Here is a 20,276-nt window from a genome sequence, read left to right as displayed (position 1 = left end):
TTCATTGATGTCAACTTAACGTGAAACCCCACTCAGAAAGTGGAATCGCCCTCACCCCCAGCCCCTCTCCCAACCCTGGGAGAGGGGAGCAAGAGAGAATTCTTCTCCCCCCTCGCCCAAAATTGGGAGAGGGGGGTCGGGGGGGTGAGGGCTGGGATGACGCTATACCAAACACTCGTGCTTAAGTTGACACTAATGAACAATGTTATGCCCTCTTCGGGAATCGTGCAAAATCAATGAGAATTGGTATAAGTAGGGGGGCATAAAAAAAGTTAACAAGACCTGTCGGGGCGGGTTTAGCTGAAACTGTGGTTATAAGAGCGATCTAGAAATAAAAAACCGCCCTCCTCGCATTTTATTTAATTACAACTGCCGCCTACTGATACCAATTTAAGATTGCGTTGCCTAGAATCAACTCTCCTAAATTCTCAGGATAACGGTGCGTTACGCTTCGCGCTCCACACCCTGCTTTTCATTCTATGCAGCTTCACATCAATCTGGTATGAGCATTAAAGATTATACCAATTCTCCGAGTTCGGACGACACATCTTGAGGCTGAAACCCCTAATAGATATAGGTTTCTTAATCTTTAATTTTTAATTTTTAATTTTTAATTGGCATTAGTCTAGTAGGGCGGGCAGCGCCCACCAGCTAATACTTCGGTGCATTTAGAAACGTAGCTTCACCTTTCAAGTAGCGCTATAAAATTATCCCAATGATGGCGAAAGAACCGGATTTCTATATCCTTTTCCTTCCCCTGGCAAAAAAGATTGTAATATCGTTCCAGATGCCGCGATCGCCCTGCAACGCCTTTAACGCTGTCTCAAACTCTCGTTCTGCTTGTTGTAACTCAATCTCAGAAAGCCGAGCTAGAGGATTGGGAAATTGACCGGGCGCGGGATAATCTTTGCCCGTCCACATTCTTCTTGCATACTCAAAAGTCACGTAACTTCCGTACTGTTCCGGCTCGATTTTAATCGCTTCAAATCCAGCGTTTTTCAACAGTTCGTAACATTTTTCGATCGTTCCCGTCGGTTGATTTAAGGTTAACGATACGCCGTACTTTTGCAAAATTTTTTGAGAAAGAACGCCGCCAATAAAAGCGGTATCGGCGAAGGCATGGAAACCGATTAATCCGCCCGGTTTGAGGAAGCGATGCCAGAGGCGTAGGGCGGCGGTTAAGTCCGACATCCAAATTAAAGCAGAAGAACAGAAGACGCGATCGAAATAATCTTCGGGAAAGTTTAAGGTTTCGGCATCTGCCAGCAATAATTCGATATTCTTGAAGCCAAGGGCATCAACTTTGCGTTGCGCTTTCTCTAACATCCCTTCGGAAATGTCCACACCAATCACTCGTCCTTGGGAACCGACAATTGGCGATGCTTCTAGGGCAATTAACCCCGTTCCGGTGGCGATATCCAAAATGCGCTGTCCGGGGGCAAGGTGCGTATATTCAAGCAGGCGGCGCGCGATTCTCGGATGCCAGTCTCCCTCATCGTAGCTCGGACTGCGACGACTGTAGAGGTCGGCAATTTGTTGTTTGTAACTGTTTAGGTTCAGGGAATTTGCCACGATCGCGAGTAAGGTAAAATATTCAGTCGGTTTGCCAAGTTGAGTTTTGCTGCGGACGCAATGCGTCAATTCCAGCATCTTACTATCAATTTCAATATCCCATTATCCAAATAAATATCCACCTCTCAAACATTGCCGATGGTACTCCCTAGCTTTTCTATCGTTCTTGAAACCGAAAACTTGGCAAACGCCGATCTTGAGGGATTGACGAAATCCTTAGCCTCCCTCGCCCATCAAGATTTGTCGCCCAACTGCGCGAACGAAGTTTGGTTAATCGAAAGCGGCGATACGCCTCTCGATTTGCTCGATCGCTTATGCAAGCAGTACCCTTGGATTAAAATCCATCAAGCGCCCCTCGATACTGGGTACTATAAAGCCAAGATGCTCGGTGCGGAACTCGCAACGGGGGAAGTGGTCGTTTATTTCGATTCCGACTGTATCTACGAACCGCAATGGTTGCGAATGCTGTTAGAGACTTTTTCTGAACATGAAGAAGTTCAAATTGTTGCGGGCGAAACGATGACGCGGGGAGTCGGAATTTATGGAACGGCGATGGCGATTGCTTACATTTTTCCGCCCTTCTCCGGGCAAACTTCCCCCAGCAAAACTCGCCAATATTTTCTCAATAATGTAGCGTTTCGTCGCGATTTTCTCTTGCAGCATCCGATTCCCCTCGATTTACCGCTATATCGCGGCAATTGCGATATTCACGCCCGCAATTTAATCCGCGAAGGTTACGTGCTTTGGAAACAACCGCGCGCAAGGGCAACCCACGCACCGCCTTCGAGTTTATCGCACTTTTTCTGGCGATTTTTGCTCATCGGTCACGATTATTATTGGCAAACGCGACTGGCTGCACAGAAAAATTTGCGATCGGAGGAAAGCTTGAAGGGCGCGAACGGAAAGTTGCAAATCTTCCGCGATCGCTTTGCTAAAATGATAGCAGAAGATTCCCGTCATTTAATCTATTTTCCTTTAGCAATTCCCGTTGCGTTGAGTTCGGCAGTTTTAGTTGCCATCGGCTATTTTATAACGGCTTGGAAGCCGCATTTATTGCTAGCAACCTACGAACAAATTTTAATAGACTAGATAGGAATTGGCACTGAAATCAAACATCTCCGTAGGGACGTTGTATACAACGTCCCTACAGATATAGCCATCGCCCGGGCCGTTAGGACAAATTTGGGTAGGGGCGAATGGCATTCGCCCGGTTTTCTACCGATCGGATTGTCCTCATCGATATGTCTGTTGCTATAATAGCCATCGCCCGAGCCGTTAGGCAGTAGGGTGTGTTAGCAAAGCGTAACGCACCGTTATCCCGATCGATTAGGAGAGTTTATTCTAGGCAACGCAATCTTAAATTGGTATTAGGTCTAGTAGGGTGGGCAGCGCCCACCAGCCAAGATTTTGGTGCGTTTAGAAACGTACATTTACAAGCCAGTTGACACCAATGTGCAAGCCAAGATTTTCAGCGTTTAGCTCTCTAGTAGGGTGGGCAGCGCCCACCAGCCAAGATTTTGGTGCGTTTAGAAACGTACATTTACAAGCCAGTTGACACCCATGTGCAAGTCAACGTTCCTACCCCTATTTCAAACAATAAAAATTAACGCTCAATAATGCCGAACCGATAGCCTTTTCCATAAACGGTATGAATGAGCGGAATTTCTCCTTTCTGCTCGATTTTTCGGCGCAATAATCGGACTAAAGCAGCCAAAACATTGCTGCTGGGCGGTGCATCTTCTGCCCACAACTGTTGATAAATTTGTTCGTGAACGAGAAGTTGACCGGGATATTGCATAAAATATTCGAGTAATTGCGTCTCTTTTTCTGAGAGTTCGATCGCGCGATTGTTGCGGTAAGCGAGTTGATTGTCGCGATCGAGTTCGAGATCGTCAACTTTGAGTTTTTGGGAAAGGTTCGCGGGGGCTGGAGTGGGGATTTGTTCGACGGCGCGGCGCAACAACGCCCGCACTCGCGCCAACAATTCTCGCAACTCAAAGGGTTTAACTAAATAATCGTCCGCCCCCGCATCCAAACCGACAACGCGATCGTCGATGGTATCCTTAGCGGTTAAAAATAAAATTGGGGCAACCGAACCGCGATCGCGCAATTGCTGGCACAACGACAAACCGGATAATTGCGGCATCATCCAATCCAGCACCAGCAAGTCGTAAACTTTTTGTTGCGCGAGTTGCAATCCCAACGTTCCGTTCCCCGCCACATCGACTTCATAGCCTTCGCGAGTCAGAATTTCACTTAAAGATTCCGTAAATTCAACTTCATCGTCAACCAATAAAATACGCATAGCATGGACTTAAGCTTTAAAGCAGGAACTTGAATTCCTTATTGATTCCACCCTTAATCATTCATTATTTTCTGTTTTTTTCTCCAACCAGACAACGCGACGTTGATTGCGAGCGATTCTCGCACTTTGTTCCTGCATGACGCTATTGGCTTGATGGGGATCGAAGGTATTGCTAAATTTATTGCGCAATTCATCGACTTGCAGTTGCGTTTCTTTCACTTGTACGCGAATTTCGCGCAGCTTGACTCGATTTGACTGAAGGTAGGGCAATAAATCGCTCAGCGCTGTAATTGCGGCAACTGACAAAACGCCGTTGACTAAAACTTTGACTAGATTTTCGATCGCGATCGCGCGATAAGAAGAACGCCGGTTGCGCTGGGACTGTAAGGATCTTGCCGGACGACGTTCGGGATTGAAGGGTTCTGTTCGTTTTTGCAGGGCGCTCATGTAAAGACAATCTAGTCTGGGTATCGATCGACAACCTCCAGGCTGGCGGACTTCAACCCCGGTACGCTTCCGCTCCGAGCCGGTTGGGTCGGAAAATGCCTTTGGCTCTGTCGTTCTCTCTGATTAATACTGAATTAGAGAATAATTGTCAACGTACCTTATCCCCCTCAAATGGGGATCGCCCGCGCGTGCCGCTACGCGGCTCCCTGCGGGATCGCAACTTTAGTCCATAGGATGGAAGGGGAACATTTCCTGTTCCCCCTCCTCGATACTAACGTTTGTTAAACGATCGCGCTTATTTATAGAGTTCGGTCGAAAGACGAATCGCTAAAATGCCGGGGATTAAAGCAATCACCAAAGCAATGAGAACTTGCGCATCGGTCATGATTTTAAACTCCTCAAGAAAATGGGGATAAATTGATGTCCTCCCCAGTTTCCGCCATTGTTGCCCTCGGACAAAATAGTTTGTTACAAAAGTCAATAGTCCGAGCGCAACTTCGGACAGCGTTTCTCGGTTGGCTGGCTTTGAACGAGCTTTAATCCGCTCCCGATTCTGGCAGTGTTGGTTCTGCCGGTAATTCGCTCACCAGCACCTTATCGACCCGAATCCCATCCATATCCATCACTTCAAAGCGCAATCCGCTCCACTCAAAATATTCTCCTGCTGTCGGAATATGCCCCAAATGGGTCATCATCAAGCCGCCGAGGGTATGATATTCGCCCCGCGCTTCGTAGGGCAGGACTTCTCGATTTAAGAGATCTTTCAAGTCATCGGCAGAAAGCAAGCCATCCAGCAACCAAGAACCATCTTCTCGTCGCACCGACATCGGTTCGTCTAAATCTTCTAAAGAAGGTAGTTCGCCGACTAAAGCTTCTACTAAATCGCTGAGCGTCACCAAGCCTTCGATTCCCCCGTACTCGTCACTCACCAGCGCAACGCGGGTTCCTTCTTTTTTAAAAAGTTCCAGCACCTTTAAAGATTGCATGGTTTCGGTCACGTACAGGGGCGATTGCAGTTTAGCTTCCAGATTGATAGTCTCGCCAGCCATTGAAGCTTCAAATAAGTTGCGAAGGCGCGCAATCCCCAAACAGCGGTCTAAACTGCCATGTCCCACCGGAAATCGAGAATAACCGCTCGCGATCGCGATTTCCCAGTTTTCGTTTAGAGGTTTATTGAGATCGAGCCAGACAATTTCGGTGCGCGGAGTCATCAACGCTCGAATCGGGCGATCCCCGAGCCGAAACACTCGCCCCACCAGTTGGCGTTCTGCTTCTTCAAAAGTTCCCGCCTGCGTTGCCTGATCGAGCAAAATTTTAATTTCTTCCTCCGTCACGGGCGACTCTTGAGATTCCCGCAAGCCCAACATTTTGAGCAAGAGATCGGTGGATATCCCTAACAGATACACGACGGGCGCAGCCGCGCGCGAGAGCCAGCGCATTGGTCCTGCGACGGCGCAGGCAATCGGTTCGGGGCTATTGAGGGCAAGGCGCTTGGGAACGAGTTCGCCGACGACTAAGGATAGGTAAGTGATGATGCTAACGACGATCGCGAAACTTAGAACCTCCCGGTAGGGGTACAGGAGGGGAATGCTGCCCAGCAATCCTTCTAAGCGTTGGGCCAGAGTCGCGCCGCCCACCGCACCACTAAGAATACCGATTAGGGTAATGCCGATTTGGACGGTGGAGAGGAAGTTGTTGGGCGAATTGGCGAGTTTGAGCGCGAGTTTGGCTTTGCGATCGCCATTTTTGGCCAGTTGCTCCAAGCGTACCCGTCGGGAGGAAACGATGGCGATTTCCGATCCGGAAAAGACTCCGTTAGCAACGATGAGCAGAAGGATGAAAAAGATTTCAAACGCGATCCCGGACATGATAATGGTTTTAGTTGGCGAAATATTTATAAGTGTACTGGCCTCGTTGCAAGCCGCAGCAGCAAACTCCATTTCTCGATTGCTATGAACTTTCCGCGCGCTTTTACCCCTTTCGCCGTCGCGATTTCCAGCCTCGCGATCGCAACCTCCACCCTAACTCCCGCTTTTGCCCTACCGCCGCCGGAAGATATCCCCGAGGAAGTCCTCAGAAACGAAATCGCCACCGAAGCGCGATCGCTCCTGAACGGCGAACCCCTCACCGCTGCCGAATACGCCGAATTGCGCGATCGCCTCCAACAACGCGGTTATCCTCCCGAAGTTTCTTCTAAGCTGCGCGAGCTTATTTTCCTGCTCCAAATTCGCCGTCTGATTAATACGGTCAGTCCCGTACCGCTGTTATGAATTATGAGTTATGAATTATGAGTTATGAGTTATGAATTATGAGTTATGAGTTACAAATTACAAATTACGAATTACGAATTACGAATTACGAATTACGAATTACAAATGACCTTTATCGCTTTCATTTCGCTATCTTGCTCGACATCTCTCGATTGTATCGAGGATAATTCTATCTCCGAACTCCGACCGACTTGATGGCGAATTCGCATTAAATAAAAACCATTCTCCCGCACCGGCTCAGTCGAGAACTCTTCGACCTCAATTTGAAAGCTTCCTACTGGTAAACTCGCACGGTTGTAAATTGTCAAGTAAAGGTTACAACAATTTACAATTTGCGGTGCGATCGCAATTTTTAAAGCTTGCCCACGTTCGAGATACCCGTACAAAAATTGCGTATCGGGAGAACCAACGGGCAGGTATTCCCCTTTAACAAAGGCTTCTGGCAGCCATTTGCGCCATTTTAAAATCGTGAAGATATAGTAGTGCAGGCTGGCGTAGAATAAATTGGTGCGATCGCTTAAATGGTCGTAGAATTCATTCACCTGCGGCGAAACCGGCGTGACTTCCGCCTGCAATTCCCCATCAACTTTAACCGCAGGCAACTCGACGCGATCGCGCCATCCATAATACCGCAAACCAATACTATATTGACCCGCAGACAGCCCTAAAGTCTCCCATCCCGTCGCAGACTTGAGTTGATTTGATTCGAGAGTCGCGATCGTTTCGTAAGCCGGAAAACTATAAAAAACAGCAATCCAAGACTCAGTAGAACGATTCGCCGTTTCCGTATCTAAAGCAACCTTTTCTTTCACCGTAAAAGGCCCCAGTGTCCCGATAATCGCATGAGTATTCCAACGCGGCCCCTTCGTCATCAACACCGGCAAACTCAGCGGCGATTTTAAATTTTCTGCCGATAGCACGCGCCAGCGCGAAGCTTGTTTGCGATTCAGCATTAAATACAGCGTATAAAGATTGCCGATCGCGAACTTTAGCACCTTATAAAATAGAAAAGAAAGTAGGGCTAACGGCAGTTCCCACAATAACGAAATCGGATTTTTGCTCATTGAACTCTCTGTTTAATTACCAAAAACGTTATTAATTATCAATTCGATTGATTGGAGGGTGCGTTACGGAAAGAAGCTCGGTTAACCCCTTTTTACCAAAGATTTGAATCGCACCTAACGCACCCGATGAGTTATCGATCCTATAAAGAACGCAATTTTAACAAATTATTACGAACTTGCGGGACTTGGAGAATTATCGGGAGAAGGGGACTGCTCTGAATTCGGTGGATTATCGTTCGGGGTTTCTGGATTATTCTCTTCCCCGCTGCAACTGTAACCCTTACCTTCTATAAATTCGGCTGGTTTTCCATCCCCACAAACAGGAGGATTTTCACCGTCCGAATTATCCGTTGTGTTTTCTTTGTTGAGCGCTTCTCGAGCCGATTGAAAGGCTTCTCGATAACCTTGCTCGCAGCCCTGTTTGTAACCTTTAAGATAGTCGGGATTCGTGCTAACTTCGCTAATAGCGCCATCGCCGCAACTTGCCTCAAGGTGCATCGCGCCCTGCCCTCCATTGGCTTCCCCATCGATTTTTCCGAGTTCCCGCCCGCGAGTTTGTCCGGCTTTCAAGCCCTGTTGATAAGAGGCTGTTTTTTTAGCGTCTGAGTCTTCTTTATTGTCTGGAACGGATGAGGATTTCGCCGGTTTTGAAGATTGAGGCGGTTTGCGAGTTGGAGCTTGGGAAGCGGTTGTGCTGGGGCGAGAAGTAATTAAGGATGCGGCATTAACAAGCGCGAAGGATTTACCTGATTTTTTCAGACAAGATTCAATTTCCGAGTAGTTCGCGATGACCGTATTATGTGCGTAAGCTAAACGCTGTCCGGGTAAGTTCAGTTGAACCCAAAATTTACCGTTTTCTTCAATCGTTTTAGTTCCCGTAACGGGGAATTTTTGTTCGAGATTCTGTGCGGAAAATTCTGGAATAATATTATTATCGTTATCGGCAGTGGGTTCGGTGCGAATATTATCATTGGCAATAATGACGGCTTCGCATTGTTTCGAGGAATTCAAAGAATTGATGGCAAAAGGAGCGCCTCCGGCTAATAAACCGATCGCGATCGCTCCTGCAATCCAAGCTAATTTATTAGGCGAAGAAGTTCTGGGTGGTTCGGGAAGGGGCGGTGTTGGCGGTGGTACAGGCGCGGCGATTGGCTCGGGGGCGGGCGGCGTTGGCGGCGGCACAGGCGCGGCGATTGGCTCGGGGGCGGGGGTAGGTGGCGGTTGTACGGTGGGGGCGAGGGATTGAGGCGGTTCGTTCTGGGGCGGGGCGGGCGGGCTGTAAGGAGTGGGCGTATAGCCTCCCGCAGATGACCGAATTGCCACATCGATCGCTCTTAAATCCAGTTGTCCCAATCGCAGGGTACTCCCGCGATCGAGGATTGCCTCGCCGCTGGGAAGTGCCATACCGTTGAGAATGGGGGGATTGCTGTCGCGCAAGGAACGCACGTAAAAACAGTGCTGTTGGGGATTGTAGAAAATTTCGGCGTGCAACCCCGAAACGCTGGGATCTGACAAAACCAAATCGCATTGCGCGGGATCGCGTCCGATGCGGAACGTTCCTGGATATTTGCTGGGCTGGCGATCGCGAATCACCTGAGTTCTCCGCTGTCCGCCTTCGATCCACTCTAACGTCAGTTCGCACCCCGGCATCGCGCCGACGGCATTTTCTTCGGCTTGGGGGACAGCTTCAGTCGGCGGACAGATGGGGGGATTCGGTAAAACCGTCACCGTCGGGATAGCAGCCAACCCTTTCATCCGAGACAGTGCTTCCCAGACTTCGGCAGCGGACTGGAAGCGATCTTGGAAATGCTCGGAAATCATCTTACTCAGCAAATTCGCGAGTCCCGAACTCACTGTAGCGCGATGCTGCCAGAGCATTTCGCCGGTTTGTGCATCTTCGGGCAAATTGTTGGGATACATCCCCACCAACGATTGAATCGCGATCGCGCCCAACGCATAAATATCGCTATTGGCTCGAGGTCTGCCCAATCTTTGTTCGGTTGGCATATAACCCGGAGTCCCCACCGCTACCGTAACATTCGAGATTTCGTTAGGAAGGGCGGAAGTAACGGCTCGCACTTGCTTCACCGCGCCAAAATCAATTAAAACTAATTTACTGTCCTGCTTGCGCCGGATGATATTAGCCGGTTTAATATCCCGATGGATCACATCTTGCCGGTGAATAAACTCTAGCACCGGCAAAAGACCTTCGAGCAGCGCGATCGCATAAGACTCGCTCAATTGTTTTCCGGGAGTTAATTCATCCGCCAAAGAATGACCTTCAATGAATTCTTGAACTAAAAAAAACTCTTGTTCTTGTTCAAAAAAAGCCAAAATTCGGGGAATTTGGTCGTGGTTTCCGAGTTGGGCGAGGGATTCGGCTTCGCTGTGGAACAACCGCCGCGCCGTCGTTAAAACATTAGGGTCGTTGCTGATGGGTTTAAGATGCTTGACCACGCATTTCGGATTGCCCGGTATGCGTAGATCCTCGGCAATGTAGGTATGGCCGAATCCTCCCGTCCCGAGAGTTTTAACGATTTTATAACGCCCATCCAGGATTTGACCGATCGCGATTCCCTGCACTGGTAATAACCCTACTTTTTTCGACTGTGCTACTTGGAGCGACTGAAAAGCGATCGTACCCGTTTGCTCTCCAGCCTTCACCTTCAACACTCTATCTTAATTGACACTCTAGCGCCCTAGAAGAGCGGAGATTCTTAAGAGATTTTCACTCCACGTAAACCGGCAATTTATCCAGGTCGAGAAAACTCGCTTTCGAGGTGTAAGGCTGCTATCTCTGTCCAATCCGGCGCGATCGAATTTCGAGCAGCTTTGCATGGCAATGCGCCCCTATCTCTGCAAATTCAGCACGCAAGTCGCTATCCTGGTAGAGATAGTCTCTTATGCAACGTTGTATGAGTCAGTTTTGGCAGATGCGTAAGCCGCGTCGCGCTATAGCAGTTTGGAGTCTCGTGCTGTTGTTCTGGGTTTCGCTGGCAACTCCGGTGCGAGCGCAACAATCCATTCAACCTTATTTAGATCGAGTGGTAAAAAATGTCACTGAATTTACCCTCGATAATGGCATGAAATTTATTGTTTTGGAACGAACGACCGCCCCGGTTGTTTCCTTTTTTACCTATGCTGACGTGGGCGGTACGGACGAGCTTCCCGGCAAAACGGGAGCGGCGCACTTCCTCGAACACCTCGCCTTCAAAGGAACGCCCAGCATCGGCACGACGGATTACGCTGCCGAACAGAAGGTTTTAGACCGTCAAGATGAGGTCTTCGCTCAAATTCAGGCGGCGAAGGCAGCCGGAAAAACAGAAGAAGTACAGCGCTTGCAAGCCGAATTCGACAAGCTAGAATCACAAGCTGATGGATTTGTCAAGCAAAACGAATTCGGTCAAATCGTAGAATCTGCGGGCGGTGTGGGCATGAATGCAGCGACCTCTGCCGATTATACGATTTACTTCTACAGCCTCCCCGCGAACAAGCTCGAACTGTGGATGTCGTTGGAATCAGAACGCTTTCTCTCTCCTGTTTTTCGCGAATTTTATAAGGAAAAACAGGTAATCCTGGAAGAACGAAAACTAAGGACGGAAAATTCCCCCATCGGCAAAACGATTGAAGCCTTTCTCGACAAAGCTTATACCGTGCATCCCTACAAACGTCCGGTTATCGGCTACGACGAAGACATTCGCAACCTAACCCGTCAAGACATTAAAACCTTTTTCCAGACGCACTACACCCCCAAAAAACTTACCGTAGCCGTCGTAGGCGATGTTAATCCGGCGCGAGTGAAAGAGTTGGCGCAAACTTACTTCGGGCGCTATCCGGCGCGTCCGGAACCGAAAAGCGAAATTACTCCAGAACCGCCGCAAACCGGAACCCGGGAAGTCACCTTAAAATTAGACTCTCAGCCGTGGTACATCGAGGGCTACCATCGCCCTGACTTAGATCATCCCGATAATGTTGTCTATGACTTGATTACCAGTTTGATGAGCGACGGGCGGACTTCGCGCTTGTATAAAGCTTTGGTGGAAGGCAAACAATTGGCACTCAACGCCCAAGGATTTAGCGGTTTTCCGGGGGATAAGTACCCCAATTTGGTCTTTTTCTACGCACAAACTGCCCCGAATCGCAGTGTTGAAGAAGTGGCCGCTGCGTTGCACGAAGAAATCGAACGTTTGAAAACCGAACCCGTCAGCGAGCAAGATTTAGACCGAGTGAAAACGCAAGCGAGAGCGGATTTGTTGCGATCGCTCGATTCAAATTCTGGGATGGCGCAATTGCTCGCCGAATATCAAGCAAAAACCGGCGATTGGCGCAATTTGTTTGAGGAATTAGACCGCATTTCCAAGGTGACTGCCGCCGATGTTCAGCGCGTCGCACGGGAAACTTTTACCGAAAATAATCGCACCATTGCTCGGATTTTGCCGAAGTAAAAGGGGCAGGTTTTGAACCCTCATTCGTTACTTTCATTTTTTGGATGACTAGACTTCGATGAAAACCTCGAAATCATCTTTTTTACGCCGAAATTCTCCGTTTAATTGGTTGGGATGGCTCGCGATCGCGCTATTTTTAGTGGTGTCGTTACGCGCGCCCGCGATCGCTTCTTCCCCCCAACATTACACCAATCTCGTATTCCCGACGCTCAAAGACATTCAAGTTCCCCAGTACGAACGCTACCAACTGGAAAACGGCTTAACGGTTTTCTTAATGCCCGATCGCGAGTTACCCTTAGTCAGCGGGACGGCAATGGTACGCGCGGGTTCTCGATGGGAACCGGCGGAAAAAGTCGGTTTGGCAGAACTGACGGGAACGGTAATGCGTTCGGGTGGAACGCTCGAACATCCCGCCGATGAGTTGAACCAAATGCTCGAACAAAAAGCGGCGATTGTTGAAGCAAGCATCGGCGACAATTTTGGATCGGTGAGTTTTAATACCCTCAGCGAAGATTTGAGTACAACCTTCAAACTGTTTGCCGAAGTTATCCAAGAACCGGCTTTTGTGCAAGATAAGCTGGATTTGGCGAAAAAGCAAACTGAAGGCGCGATCGCGCGGCGCAATGACGATCCCGACGATATCGCCAGCCGCGAGTTTCAAAAGTTGCTTTACGGTAGTGCCAGTCCCTACGCTCGCACGGTGGAATATAAAACGTTAAATAATATCTCGCGCGCCGATGTCGTGCAGTTTTATCAAACCTATTTTCGACCGGAAACGACGATTTTAGGGATTGTCGGCGATTTCGAGCCGAGCGCGATGAAAGCGTTGGTACAGGAGGCGTTCGGAAGTTGGAAATCGAGTTCGCCCAAACCGACGCTAACGCCGCCAAGCGCTACCCAGGAAACAACTAGCGGACTGTTTTTAGCCGATCGCCCGCAACTCAATCAAAGTTACATTCAAATGGGGCATATCGGCGGCTTGTTGAATAACCCCGATTACCCGGCGCTGAGTGTCTTAAATGGCGTGTTGAATGGCTTCGGCGGGCGCTTGTTCAACGAAGTGCGATCGCGCCAAGGATTGGCTTATGTGGCGTATGGTTACTGGAGCGCGCAATTTGACTATCCCGGAAGTTTTATTTTAGGGGGACAGACGCGATCGGAAGGAACCGTTCCTTTTATCAAAGCCATGTATTCAGAAATCGATCGCATTCGTACTACTCCAATTTCTGCTGAAGAGTTAAACTACGCCAAAGAATCGATCCTGAATTCTTTCGTCTTTAACTTCGACGATCCGAGTAAATTTCTAGCCCGGTTAATGCGTTACGAATACTATGGTTATCCCGCTGATTTTATCTTTAAATATCAGCGCGCCGTCAAAGCCGTAACCGTAGAAGACGTGCAGCGCGTCGCTGGAAAATACTTGCAACCCGGACAAATTTTAACGTTAGTTGTGGGCAACCAAGCAGAAATTCAATCGGCTTTAAAAGGCCTTAACTCTAACGTACAAACAGTAGATGTAACTATTCCTCAACCTTAAAGTCGAAGTGCTTGACAAGGGACGTTATTTATGTAATTTATAATGTCCCTTGTTGCGATCGTTATACCAAATTTACGATGACGCTGTAGAGATTATGCGACCCCTAAAGGGCCGTTCAAAATAAGGGTGCATCAGCGACTCTAAGACGGTTTTACTCCTGGGTGTATTTCACTCGCGCGAAAATCGTTTTATATACGCCTATGCAAACATTTGCCCAACAACATTTTGGGAATCAGTTCTTTAACCGCTTTCAGTTTGCCTATTTTCATTGTTGAGAACGAGGAGGATACTGTGGCATTGATTGCCACCGAGCTTGAAACTCGTCAGTTGCGTCAGATTGCCCAAGGATTCGGGTAACTGTTTGAGTTGATTGTAATTTAAGGAAAGACTTGTCAGTTGCGTCAGGTTGCCCAAGGATTCGGGTAACTGTTTGAGTTGATTGCCCATGAGGTGGAGACTTGTCAGTTGCGTCAGGTTACCCAAGGATTCCGGCAACTGTTGCAGTTCATTGCCCCAGATGTAGAGACTCCTCAGTTGGGTGAGGTTGCCCAACCATTCCGGCAACTGTTGCAGTTCATTGCCCTCGATGTCGAGACTCGTCAGTTGGGTGAGGTTGCTCAACCATTCCGGTAGCTGTTGCAGTTGATTGTTCGCGATGTAGAGACCCCTCAGTTGGGTGAGGTTGCCCAACCATTCCGGTAGCTGTTGCAGTTCATTGCCCCCGATGTAGAGACTCGTCAGTTGCGTCAGGTTGCCCAAGGATTCCGGTAGCTGTTGCAGTTGATTGTTCCAGAGGTTAAGACTCGTCAGTTGCGTCATGTTGCCCAACCATTCCGGTAGCTGTTGCAGTTGATTGCCACCGATGCCAAGACTCGTCAGTTGCGTCAGGTTGCCCAACCATTCCGGTAGCTGTTGCAGTTGATTGAAACTGATGTCGAGACTCGTCAGTTGCGTGAGGTTGTCCAGCCATTCCGGTAGCTGTTGCAATTGGTTGAAACTGAGGTAGAGAGTTGTCAGTTGCGTGAGGTTGCCCAACCATTCCGGCAACTGTTGTAGTTTATTGTTCGCGATGTCGAGAGTTGTCAGTTGCGTGAGGTTGCCCAGCCATTCCGGTAGCTGTTGCAGCTGATTGTTCGCGATGTAGAGACTCGTCAGTTGCATCAGGTTGCCCAACCAGTCCGGCAACTGTTGCAGTTGATTGTCATTGAGGCGGAGACTCGTCAGTTGCGTGAGGTTGCCCAACCATTCCGGTAGCTGTTTTAGCTGATTGTCATTGAGGTGGAGACTCGTCAGTTGCGTGAGGTGGCCCAACCATTCCGGCAACTGTTGTAGCTGATTGCCCCCGATGTCGAGAGTTGTCAGTTGCGTCATGTTGCCCAGCCATTCCGGTAGCTGTTGCAGTTGATTGTTCGCGATGTAGAGAGTTGTCAGTTGCATCAGGTTGCCCAACCAGTCCGGCAACTGTTGCAGTTGATTGTCATTGAGGCGGAGACTCGTCAGTTGCGTGAGGTTGCCCAACCATTCCGGTAGCTGTTGCAGTTTGTTTCTCCCAATATCGAGAGTTGTCAGTTGCGTCATGTTGCCCAGCCATTCCGGTAGCTGTTGCAGTTGATTGTTCGCGATGTAGAGAGTTGTCAGTTGCATCAGGTTGCCCAGCCATTCCGGTAGCTGTTGTAGCTGATTGCCCCCAATATCGAGAGTTGTCAGTTGCGTCATGTTGCCCAACCATTCCGGTAGCTGTTGCAGTTGATTGCCCCCAATATCGAGAGTTGTCAGTTGCGTCATGTTGCCCAACCATTCCGGTAGCTGTTGCAGTTGATTGCCCCCAATATCGAGAGTTGTCAGTTGCGTCATGTTGCCCAACCATTCCGGTAGCTGTTGCAGTTGATTGCCCCCAATATCGAGAGTTGTCAGTTGCGTCATGTTGCCCAACCATTCCGGTAGCTGTTGCAGTTGATTGCCCCCAATATCGAGAGTTGTCAGTTGCGTCATGTTGCCCAACCATTCCGGTAGCTGTTGTAGCTGATTGCCCCCGATGTCGAGAGTTGTCAGTTGCGTCATGTTGCCCAACCATTCCGGTAGCTGTTGTAGCTGATTGCCCCCGATGTCGAGAGTTGTCAGTTGCGTCATGTTGCCCAACCATTCCGGTAGCTGTTGTAGCTGATTGCCCCCGATGTCGAGAGTTGTCAGTTGCGTCATGTTGCCCAACCATTCCGGTAGCTGTTGTAGCTGATTGCCCCCGATGTCGAGAGTTGTCAGTTGCGTCATGTTGCCCAACCATTCCGGTAACTGTTGTAGTTGATTGTGACTGAGGTCGAGAGTTCTTAGTTGGATGAGTTGCGAAATAAAGGCGGGAAGTTCGGTAATTTGACTGTGAAAAAGCCTTAAATTTCGCAATTTAGTGAAGTGCTTAATTTCGTTGGGAACTTCCGTCCAAGTTTTGCCGGATATCGAGAAATGCCGCAGGTTAATCAACTGCTGACAACTCTTCGGCAACCGAGCCAGCGGATTAGCCAACAGATACAATCCTTTAAGAACCGGCAACATCCCCAACTCTTCCGGCAACTCTTCCAACAGATTTATTTCTAGCACCAAGGTTTCTAGGCGTTGCAGCTTTTGGATTTGGGGGGAAAGGGTGGCGATGCGGTTGTCCCCGCAGTTGAGATAAACGAGGTGGGGGAGCGCGAAGACGGAATCGGGGATTGCATCGAACTGATTTCTAGGAAGGTGCAACGCGCGCAGTTCTTGCAGTTGGCTAATTTCTGGGGGCAAGCTCGCCAAGCGGTTAAAGCCGAGTTTGAGGATTTTCAGGCTCTTCAGTTGACCGATTTCTGGCGGCAGAGTAGTAAGGTTATTACCGATACCGTTCAATCTGTCTTTCCCATCGCCCAGAATCAGCCGTTGCAGTTGGGTGCAGTTGCCGATTTCGGGGGGCAGTTCGGTGAGTCCCAAGCATTTGAGGTCGAGGGTTTCCCAGTTTTCGGCGGCGGCGCGCGCGATGCGTTCTCGGGCTTCCTGGTACGTCATGAGGGCTGGAGGGAAATGGTTGTTTCTATTCTGGCAGAGGCAACCGCAAATTCAAAATTCTCGTCCCATTGCTAGCGTTTATCCCATTAAAATAAGTCAAAATAATGGTGCGTTACGCTGTCATTAACGCACCCTACATATAAAGATAAAATTATGGTTACTCTTCAACTGCAACAACTCGATGTACCTCCCGGTCAGCGATTGCTAATCCGCGAAGTTGATTGGTCGGAATTTGAACAAGTTTTGAAGGAGTTGAGCGAAAAACGCGCCGCTCGGATTGCTTACAGTCAGAAAACATTAGAAATTCGGATGCCACTCCCCCAACACGAACGAGAAAAATCTCTGATTGGCGATATCGTCAAAATTTTGTTAGAAGAACTCGAAATAGACTGTGAATGTTTTGGTTCGACAACTTTTAAACGTCAAGAGATGGGTTATGGGATTGAACCGGACAAATGCTTTTACATTCAAAATCATGCTCAAATGCGCGGAAAACGACGACTCAATCTTTCGGTCGATCCGCCGCCCGATCTGGCGATTGAAGTCGATGTTACCTCGAAAACTCAATTGGATGCTTACGTTAGTTTAGGGGTTGCCGAACTTTGGATTTATGCCAGCGGGGAACTAAACATTTACGAGCTACAATCGGGACAATATCAGCCCGTTTTAATAAGCTCTACTTTCCTAAATTTCCCGATTGTAGACCTCGTAGCTGAAGTTTTGGCACAAAGTCAGCAAGTCGGAAGAAGTCCCGCTCTCAGAGCCTTTCGCCAGAAAATCCGCAATCTTAATGATACGAATTGAAGATGGCGTTGCACAAATTAGGTTTTCCTTAATTTTGGCTTTCCAGTATTAGTCGCGATCGCTAAAGGTATAGCAACAATTGGCAAGGGCATAACAGTGTTATGCCCCTACAGGATTTGGCGATTTATATAATACTTTTTCTACGATGATGTTAGAATAGCCGTCCTCTGCTTTGGCGATCGCTTTGAACTTCTACCAATTCTCAGTTACGATGCACTAAATTTTTCATCGTAGGGGCAGCCACATTGTTATGCCCTCTTCGGGAATCGTGCAAAATCAATGAGAATTGGTATTACTATGTCTGCTGAAAATTGGGAAGTATTAAGGTATTGCACTACTTGAAACGTGAAGGTACGTTTCTAAATGCACCAAAGTCTTGGCTGGTGGGCGCTGCCCACCCTACCCGATCTCTTGATTTGATGCAAATTATATCAATTGAAGATTGAGAAATGTTAAGGTAAATTAAGCCTATCCCGCTTCCGGAATTGAGATAGTATCGAGTGTAGATCCGACTGTTTACCCTCAACCCTTCGAGCCGTGGTAACTTCCCGAACTCTCCCTTCACCGAAACTTCTCCGCAATCTTTCTTTCAGCGCGCTCGCGGGTTTGTTAGCTGTGGGTGCGATCGCGCTCGTGCAAGATAACTTAGCGCTGGAACGCCAAGAAAGCGCGATCGAGAGCGAAACAACAGCGTTTATTCGGCGTTCTTCCCTTCAATCTGACAATGGCTCCGCGATCGCGCTAAAAAAGAAAGCCGCCGCATTAGGAATTGCGATCGAATATCCGTCCTCCGCATCCTCCGTTCAAGTGAATGCTAGCGAAAAACGGATTTTTAGCCAACTCGAAAAACCGCTCGATCGCTACATCACAGCCCAGGGTAAAACAGGCTTCGATAAGACTCAGCGATCGCGCTTTGACGCACTGCCGCCAGAACTCACCAGCTACCTAAACGCACGCGAACAAAAACTAACACTCCTGCGTAACACTTTGCGCTTCCACAAAACGCCCGAATGGGAAAGAAATGGCAACTGGCTCGAAAGTGGCGATCCTGGAACGATGCCCGACTTTGGCGGGTTACTGCGCTTGCAAAACTTACTGTTAGCCGACGCGATCGCGCAGTACGATCGAGGGAATCAAGCTCGCACGTTTGAAAACTTAGATGCAGCTTGGGTGCTATCAGAGTCCCTCAAAAATCGTCCCGAACTCAAAGCTCAACGAACCTACTTCAAGCTCATACGCACCCATCTGGGAATGTTGCGCCGCCTCGATAACCTCCCTCCGCAATGGCAGCAGCGCCTTTCTCAACGCAACTATCGCTCCACCTTCAACCGCGCGCTCGAAAGCGAGGCTTTGTTGCAATATAACGCTACTCAGCGGTTCCGCCCCACCAAAGCGGAGAAATTAGCCCCGATCTTGACTCCGGAAGAGTTACAGGCGTTGAAAGGGGGAGGAATGCCGGCGCGCAACCAGATCCGGCATATCGGGATCGATCGCTATCAAGCGATCCGCAGACTGCACGATAGCCTACCTCATGCAGATCTATACGCGATTGTGTTTCCCCAAGAATCCGAAAAAGAAACTTTGTTGCAACGCGACTTTGCGATAATGTCTCCTTCTATTCAAGAAGCACTGCGAGAACTGACGCGCGTCGAACTCGAGACGAAATCGACTTTGATAATGGATAATTGATAATGGACAATGGATAACGTCTTAGATAGTTGAAAAATCGCCTGTAGAGACGTTGACTTGCAACGTCTCTACAGATAATTCCGTAGGGTGGGCAGCGCCCACCAGCCTTAAGTCAGTGTCATTCGATAATAGACAATGGATAACTTTCGGGGCTGTTAATTGCTCTGTTGAGACCAAGGCTAGAATCGCTATAATCGCACCAATTCATCTCAAACCGAGCTTAAGGATTTCGTTACCCATTATCAATTATCAATTACCAACTGGTATTACGCCTTTCGTTGTCCATTATCCATTATCAATTATCAATTATTCCCCTGACAGCAATCGACGAGCGGGCGTTTAGCAAATTCTTCGAGATCTAATGAATCTAAAAGTTGTTCCCAATCATCTCCCGCCTCGCCCGCGCGCCGGAGGTTGCCAATTTCGGTAAAAGTATCGTACCAAAAGCCGTTGCGGGCATAGATGAGGGCGCGCTCTCTGGGGGTGCGAGCTTCTTTGAGTTCGCGATCGATCTCTGGATCCACAGCAACGCGAACAACGGAACCGCCGACTGCAACCCGAGCAGAAAACTCATCGTTGCCAGAGCGCCCTTCTTCGCAGCTAGGGCTGACAACCCATCGATAAGTTGTCCCCGGTGTCAGGGACGGCGCGTTTGCGGGGAGTTGGAAACTAACGATTCCGGGTAAGTTGCTGAGTCCGGTGAGTTGGGTGGTGTAAATCGGGTTGTCTTCTTCGTCCTGAAGGGTAAAGCTAAGGTTCGAGAAGTCTTTGGCAGCGTAGGGAACGTGGAACCAAAAGGTAGGATGCGCTTCTGTCGTCAGTCCGATGGAGGGATTGCTGCTTGTATCGGGGATGAATGCGACGAGATCTCGAGCGCGTCCGTGTCTCGGACAAATCCCCCGACTTGCCCCCCCGCGACGGTCTCCGGGTCGTCCTCGTCCGCTTAAGTCGGGAGTAGCAAAGACAATGGGTTGGATAGTGTCTATGCTGTCGCGCGATCGCTCGGAGAGGGTTTGCGAGTTGGCAGCAAGGGGAAGACTGGCTGCGATCGCCCCAAGCAGCGCCAGAGCTAATATTTTTTTATGAAGGGAGAACTTTGCGTTAAAAAATTTCATC

Annotated in this window: 15 protein-coding genes; 6 read left to right on the top strand and 9 right to left on the bottom strand. The window is 48.9% G+C overall.

All coding sequences use genetic code 11. The annotated features are described in order from the left end of the window. Positions 1-738: 738 nt before the first annotated feature. Positions 739-1,650, bottom strand: coding sequence for a methyltransferase domain-containing protein (locus H6G50_RS14735; protein WP_199303002.1), 912 nt, complete (start codon positions 1,648-1,650; stop codon positions 739-741). Positions 1,651-1,710: 60 nt separating this feature from the next. On the opposite strand from H6G50_RS14735, the gene H6G50_RS14730 reads away from it, so the two are divergent. After that, positions 1,711-2,661, top strand: coding sequence for a glycosyltransferase family 2 protein (locus tag H6G50_RS14730; RefSeq protein ID WP_190717550.1), 951 nt, complete (start codon positions 1,711-1,713; stop codon positions 2,659-2,661). A gap of 514 nt (positions 2,662-3,175) precedes the next feature. Here the strand turns inward: H6G50_RS14730 and rppA are convergent. The 4 genes from rppA to H6G50_RS14710 form a co-directional block, all read right to left on the bottom strand. Next, complete coding sequence (gene rppA, locus H6G50_RS14725) at positions 3,176-3,877, bottom strand: two-component system response regulator RppA (RefSeq protein ID WP_190717548.1); 702 nt, start codon at positions 3,875-3,877, stop codon at positions 3,176-3,178. Positions 3,878-3,934: 57 nt separating this feature from the next. Continuing rightward, positions 3,935-4,324: a hypothetical protein gene (locus H6G50_RS14720; RefSeq protein WP_190717546.1), complete on the bottom strand. Its 390-nt coding sequence runs from the start codon at positions 4,322-4,324 to the stop codon at positions 3,935-3,937. Between the two features lie 295 nt (positions 4,325-4,619). Further along, positions 4,620-4,709, bottom strand: coding sequence for a photosystem I reaction center subunit XII (psaM, locus tag H6G50_RS14715; protein WP_190717544.1), 90 nt, complete (start codon positions 4,707-4,709; stop codon positions 4,620-4,622). A 151-nt stretch (positions 4,710-4,860) separates the two neighbouring features. Continuing rightward, positions 4,861-6,192, bottom strand: a complete 1,332-nt coding sequence (locus H6G50_RS14710) for a hemolysin family protein (RefSeq protein ID WP_190717542.1) — start codon at positions 6,190-6,192, stop codon at positions 4,861-4,863. A gap of 84 nt (positions 6,193-6,276) precedes the next feature. Between H6G50_RS14710 and H6G50_RS14705 the strand changes: the two genes are divergently transcribed. After that, positions 6,277-6,594 carry a hypothetical protein gene (locus H6G50_RS14705; RefSeq protein ID WP_199303000.1) on the top strand — a complete coding sequence of 106 codons (318 nt, stop codon included), beginning with the start codon at positions 6,277-6,279 and terminating at the stop codon, positions 6,592-6,594. Between the two features lie 92 nt (positions 6,595-6,686). Here the strand turns inward: H6G50_RS14705 and H6G50_RS14700 are convergent, their stop codons facing one another. Together H6G50_RS14700 and H6G50_RS14695 are read right to left on the bottom strand one after the other, a co-directional pair. Beyond that, on the bottom strand, positions 6,687-7,658 hold the full coding sequence (locus H6G50_RS14700; RefSeq protein ID WP_190717541.1) for a DUF6208 family protein: 972 nt from the start codon (positions 7,656-7,658) through the stop codon (positions 6,687-6,689). Between the two features lie 168 nt (positions 7,659-7,826). After that, positions 7,827-10,322, bottom strand: a complete 2,496-nt coding sequence (locus tag H6G50_RS14695; protein WP_190717539.1) for a protein kinase — start codon at positions 10,320-10,322, stop codon at positions 7,827-7,829. Between the two features lie 239 nt (positions 10,323-10,561). On the opposite strand from H6G50_RS14695, the gene H6G50_RS14690 reads away from it, so the two are divergent. After that, positions 10,562-12,103: a pitrilysin family protein gene (locus H6G50_RS14690; protein WP_199302983.1), complete on the top strand. Its 1,542-nt coding sequence runs from the start codon at positions 10,562-10,564 to the stop codon at positions 12,101-12,103. 58 nt (positions 12,104-12,161) lie between these two features. Further along, positions 12,162-13,640 (top strand): pitrilysin family protein, encoded by a 1,479-nt coding sequence (locus tag H6G50_RS14685; protein ID WP_190717537.1) that lies wholly within the window; start codon positions 12,162-12,164, stop codon positions 13,638-13,640. Positions 13,641-13,880: 240 nt separating this feature from the next. Here the strand turns inward: H6G50_RS14685 and H6G50_RS14680 are convergent, their stop codons facing one another. Next, positions 13,881-16,667 carry a leucine-rich repeat domain-containing protein gene (locus tag H6G50_RS14680; RefSeq protein ID WP_190717535.1) on the bottom strand — a complete coding sequence of 929 codons (2,787 nt, stop codon included), beginning with the start codon at positions 16,665-16,667 and terminating at the stop codon, positions 13,881-13,883. Between the two features lie 153 nt (positions 16,668-16,820). On the opposite strand from H6G50_RS14680, the gene H6G50_RS14675 reads away from it, so the two are divergent. Both H6G50_RS14675 and H6G50_RS14670 read left to right on the top strand, forming a co-directional pair. After that, positions 16,821-17,471: a Uma2 family endonuclease gene (locus H6G50_RS14675; RefSeq protein ID WP_190717533.1), complete on the top strand. Its 651-nt coding sequence runs from the start codon at positions 16,821-16,823 to the stop codon at positions 17,469-17,471. Between the two features lie 537 nt (positions 17,472-18,008). Continuing rightward, a complete protein-coding gene (locus H6G50_RS14670; RefSeq protein WP_190717531.1) occupies positions 18,009-19,160 on the top strand; it encodes a hypothetical protein in 1,152 nt (383 codons plus the stop codon). A gap of 302 nt (positions 19,161-19,462) precedes the next feature. Here the strand turns inward: H6G50_RS14670 and H6G50_RS14665 are convergent, their stop codons facing one another. Then, entirely contained in the window at positions 19,463-20,275 is an 813-nt protein-coding gene (locus H6G50_RS14665) for a DUF928 domain-containing protein (protein WP_190717529.1), read from the bottom strand. Position 20,276: the final 1 nt, after the last annotated feature.

It is taken from the genome of Oscillatoria sp. FACHB-1406 (genome assembly GCF_014698145.1).
Classification (GTDB): domain Bacteria; phylum Cyanobacteriota; class Cyanobacteriia; order Cyanobacteriales; family Spirulinaceae; genus FACHB-1406.
The sequence above is the reverse complement of the archived record's forward strand: the minus strand, read 5'-3'. Positions and strand labels throughout refer to the sequence as shown.

Bases quoted from the DNA above. Each gene is read 5' to 3' on its own strand.
- psaM (WP_190717544.1), bottom strand. From the start codon at position 4,709: ATGACCGATGCGCAAGTTCTCATTGCTTTGGTGATTGCTTTAATCCCC.
- H6G50_RS14700 (WP_190717541.1), bottom strand. From the start codon at position 7,658: ATGAGCAAAAATCCGATTTCGTTATTGTGGGAACTGCCGTTAGCCCTA.
- H6G50_RS14710 (WP_190717542.1), bottom strand. From the start codon at position 6,192: ATGTCCGGGATCGCGTTTGAAATCTTTTTCATCCTTCTGCTCATCGTT.
- H6G50_RS14720 (WP_190717546.1), bottom strand. From the start codon at position 4,324: ATGAGCGCCCTGCAAAAACGAACAGAACCCTTCAATCCCGAACGTCGT.
- rppA (WP_190717548.1), bottom strand. From the start codon at position 3,877: ATGCGTATTTTATTGGTTGACGATGAAGTTGAATTTACGGAATCTTTA.
- H6G50_RS14685 (WP_190717537.1), top strand. From the start codon at position 12,162: ATGAAAACCTCGAAATCATCTTTTTTACGCCGAAATTCTCCGTTTAAT.
- H6G50_RS14665 (WP_190717529.1), bottom strand. From the start codon at position 20,275: ATGAAATTTTTTAACGCAAAGTTCTCCCTTCATAAAAAAATATTAGCT.
- H6G50_RS14690 (WP_199302983.1), top strand. From the start codon at position 10,562: ATGCAACGTTGTATGAGTCAGTTTTGGCAGATGCGTAAGCCGCGTCGC.
- H6G50_RS14705 (WP_199303000.1), top strand. From the start codon at position 6,277: ATGAACTTTCCGCGCGCTTTTACCCCTTTCGCCGTCGCGATTTCCAGC.
- H6G50_RS14735 (WP_199303002.1), bottom strand. From the start codon at position 1,650: ATGCTGGAATTGACGCATTGCGTCCGCAGCAAAACTCAACTTGGCAAA.
- H6G50_RS14675 (WP_190717533.1), top strand. From the start codon at position 16,821: ATGGTTACTCTTCAACTGCAACAACTCGATGTACCTCCCGGTCAGCGA.
- H6G50_RS14730 (WP_190717550.1), top strand. From the start codon at position 1,711: ATGGTACTCCCTAGCTTTTCTATCGTTCTTGAAACCGAAAACTTGGCA.
- H6G50_RS14680 (WP_190717535.1), bottom strand. From the start codon at position 16,667: ATGACGTACCAGGAAGCCCGAGAACGCATCGCGCGCGCCGCCGCCGAA.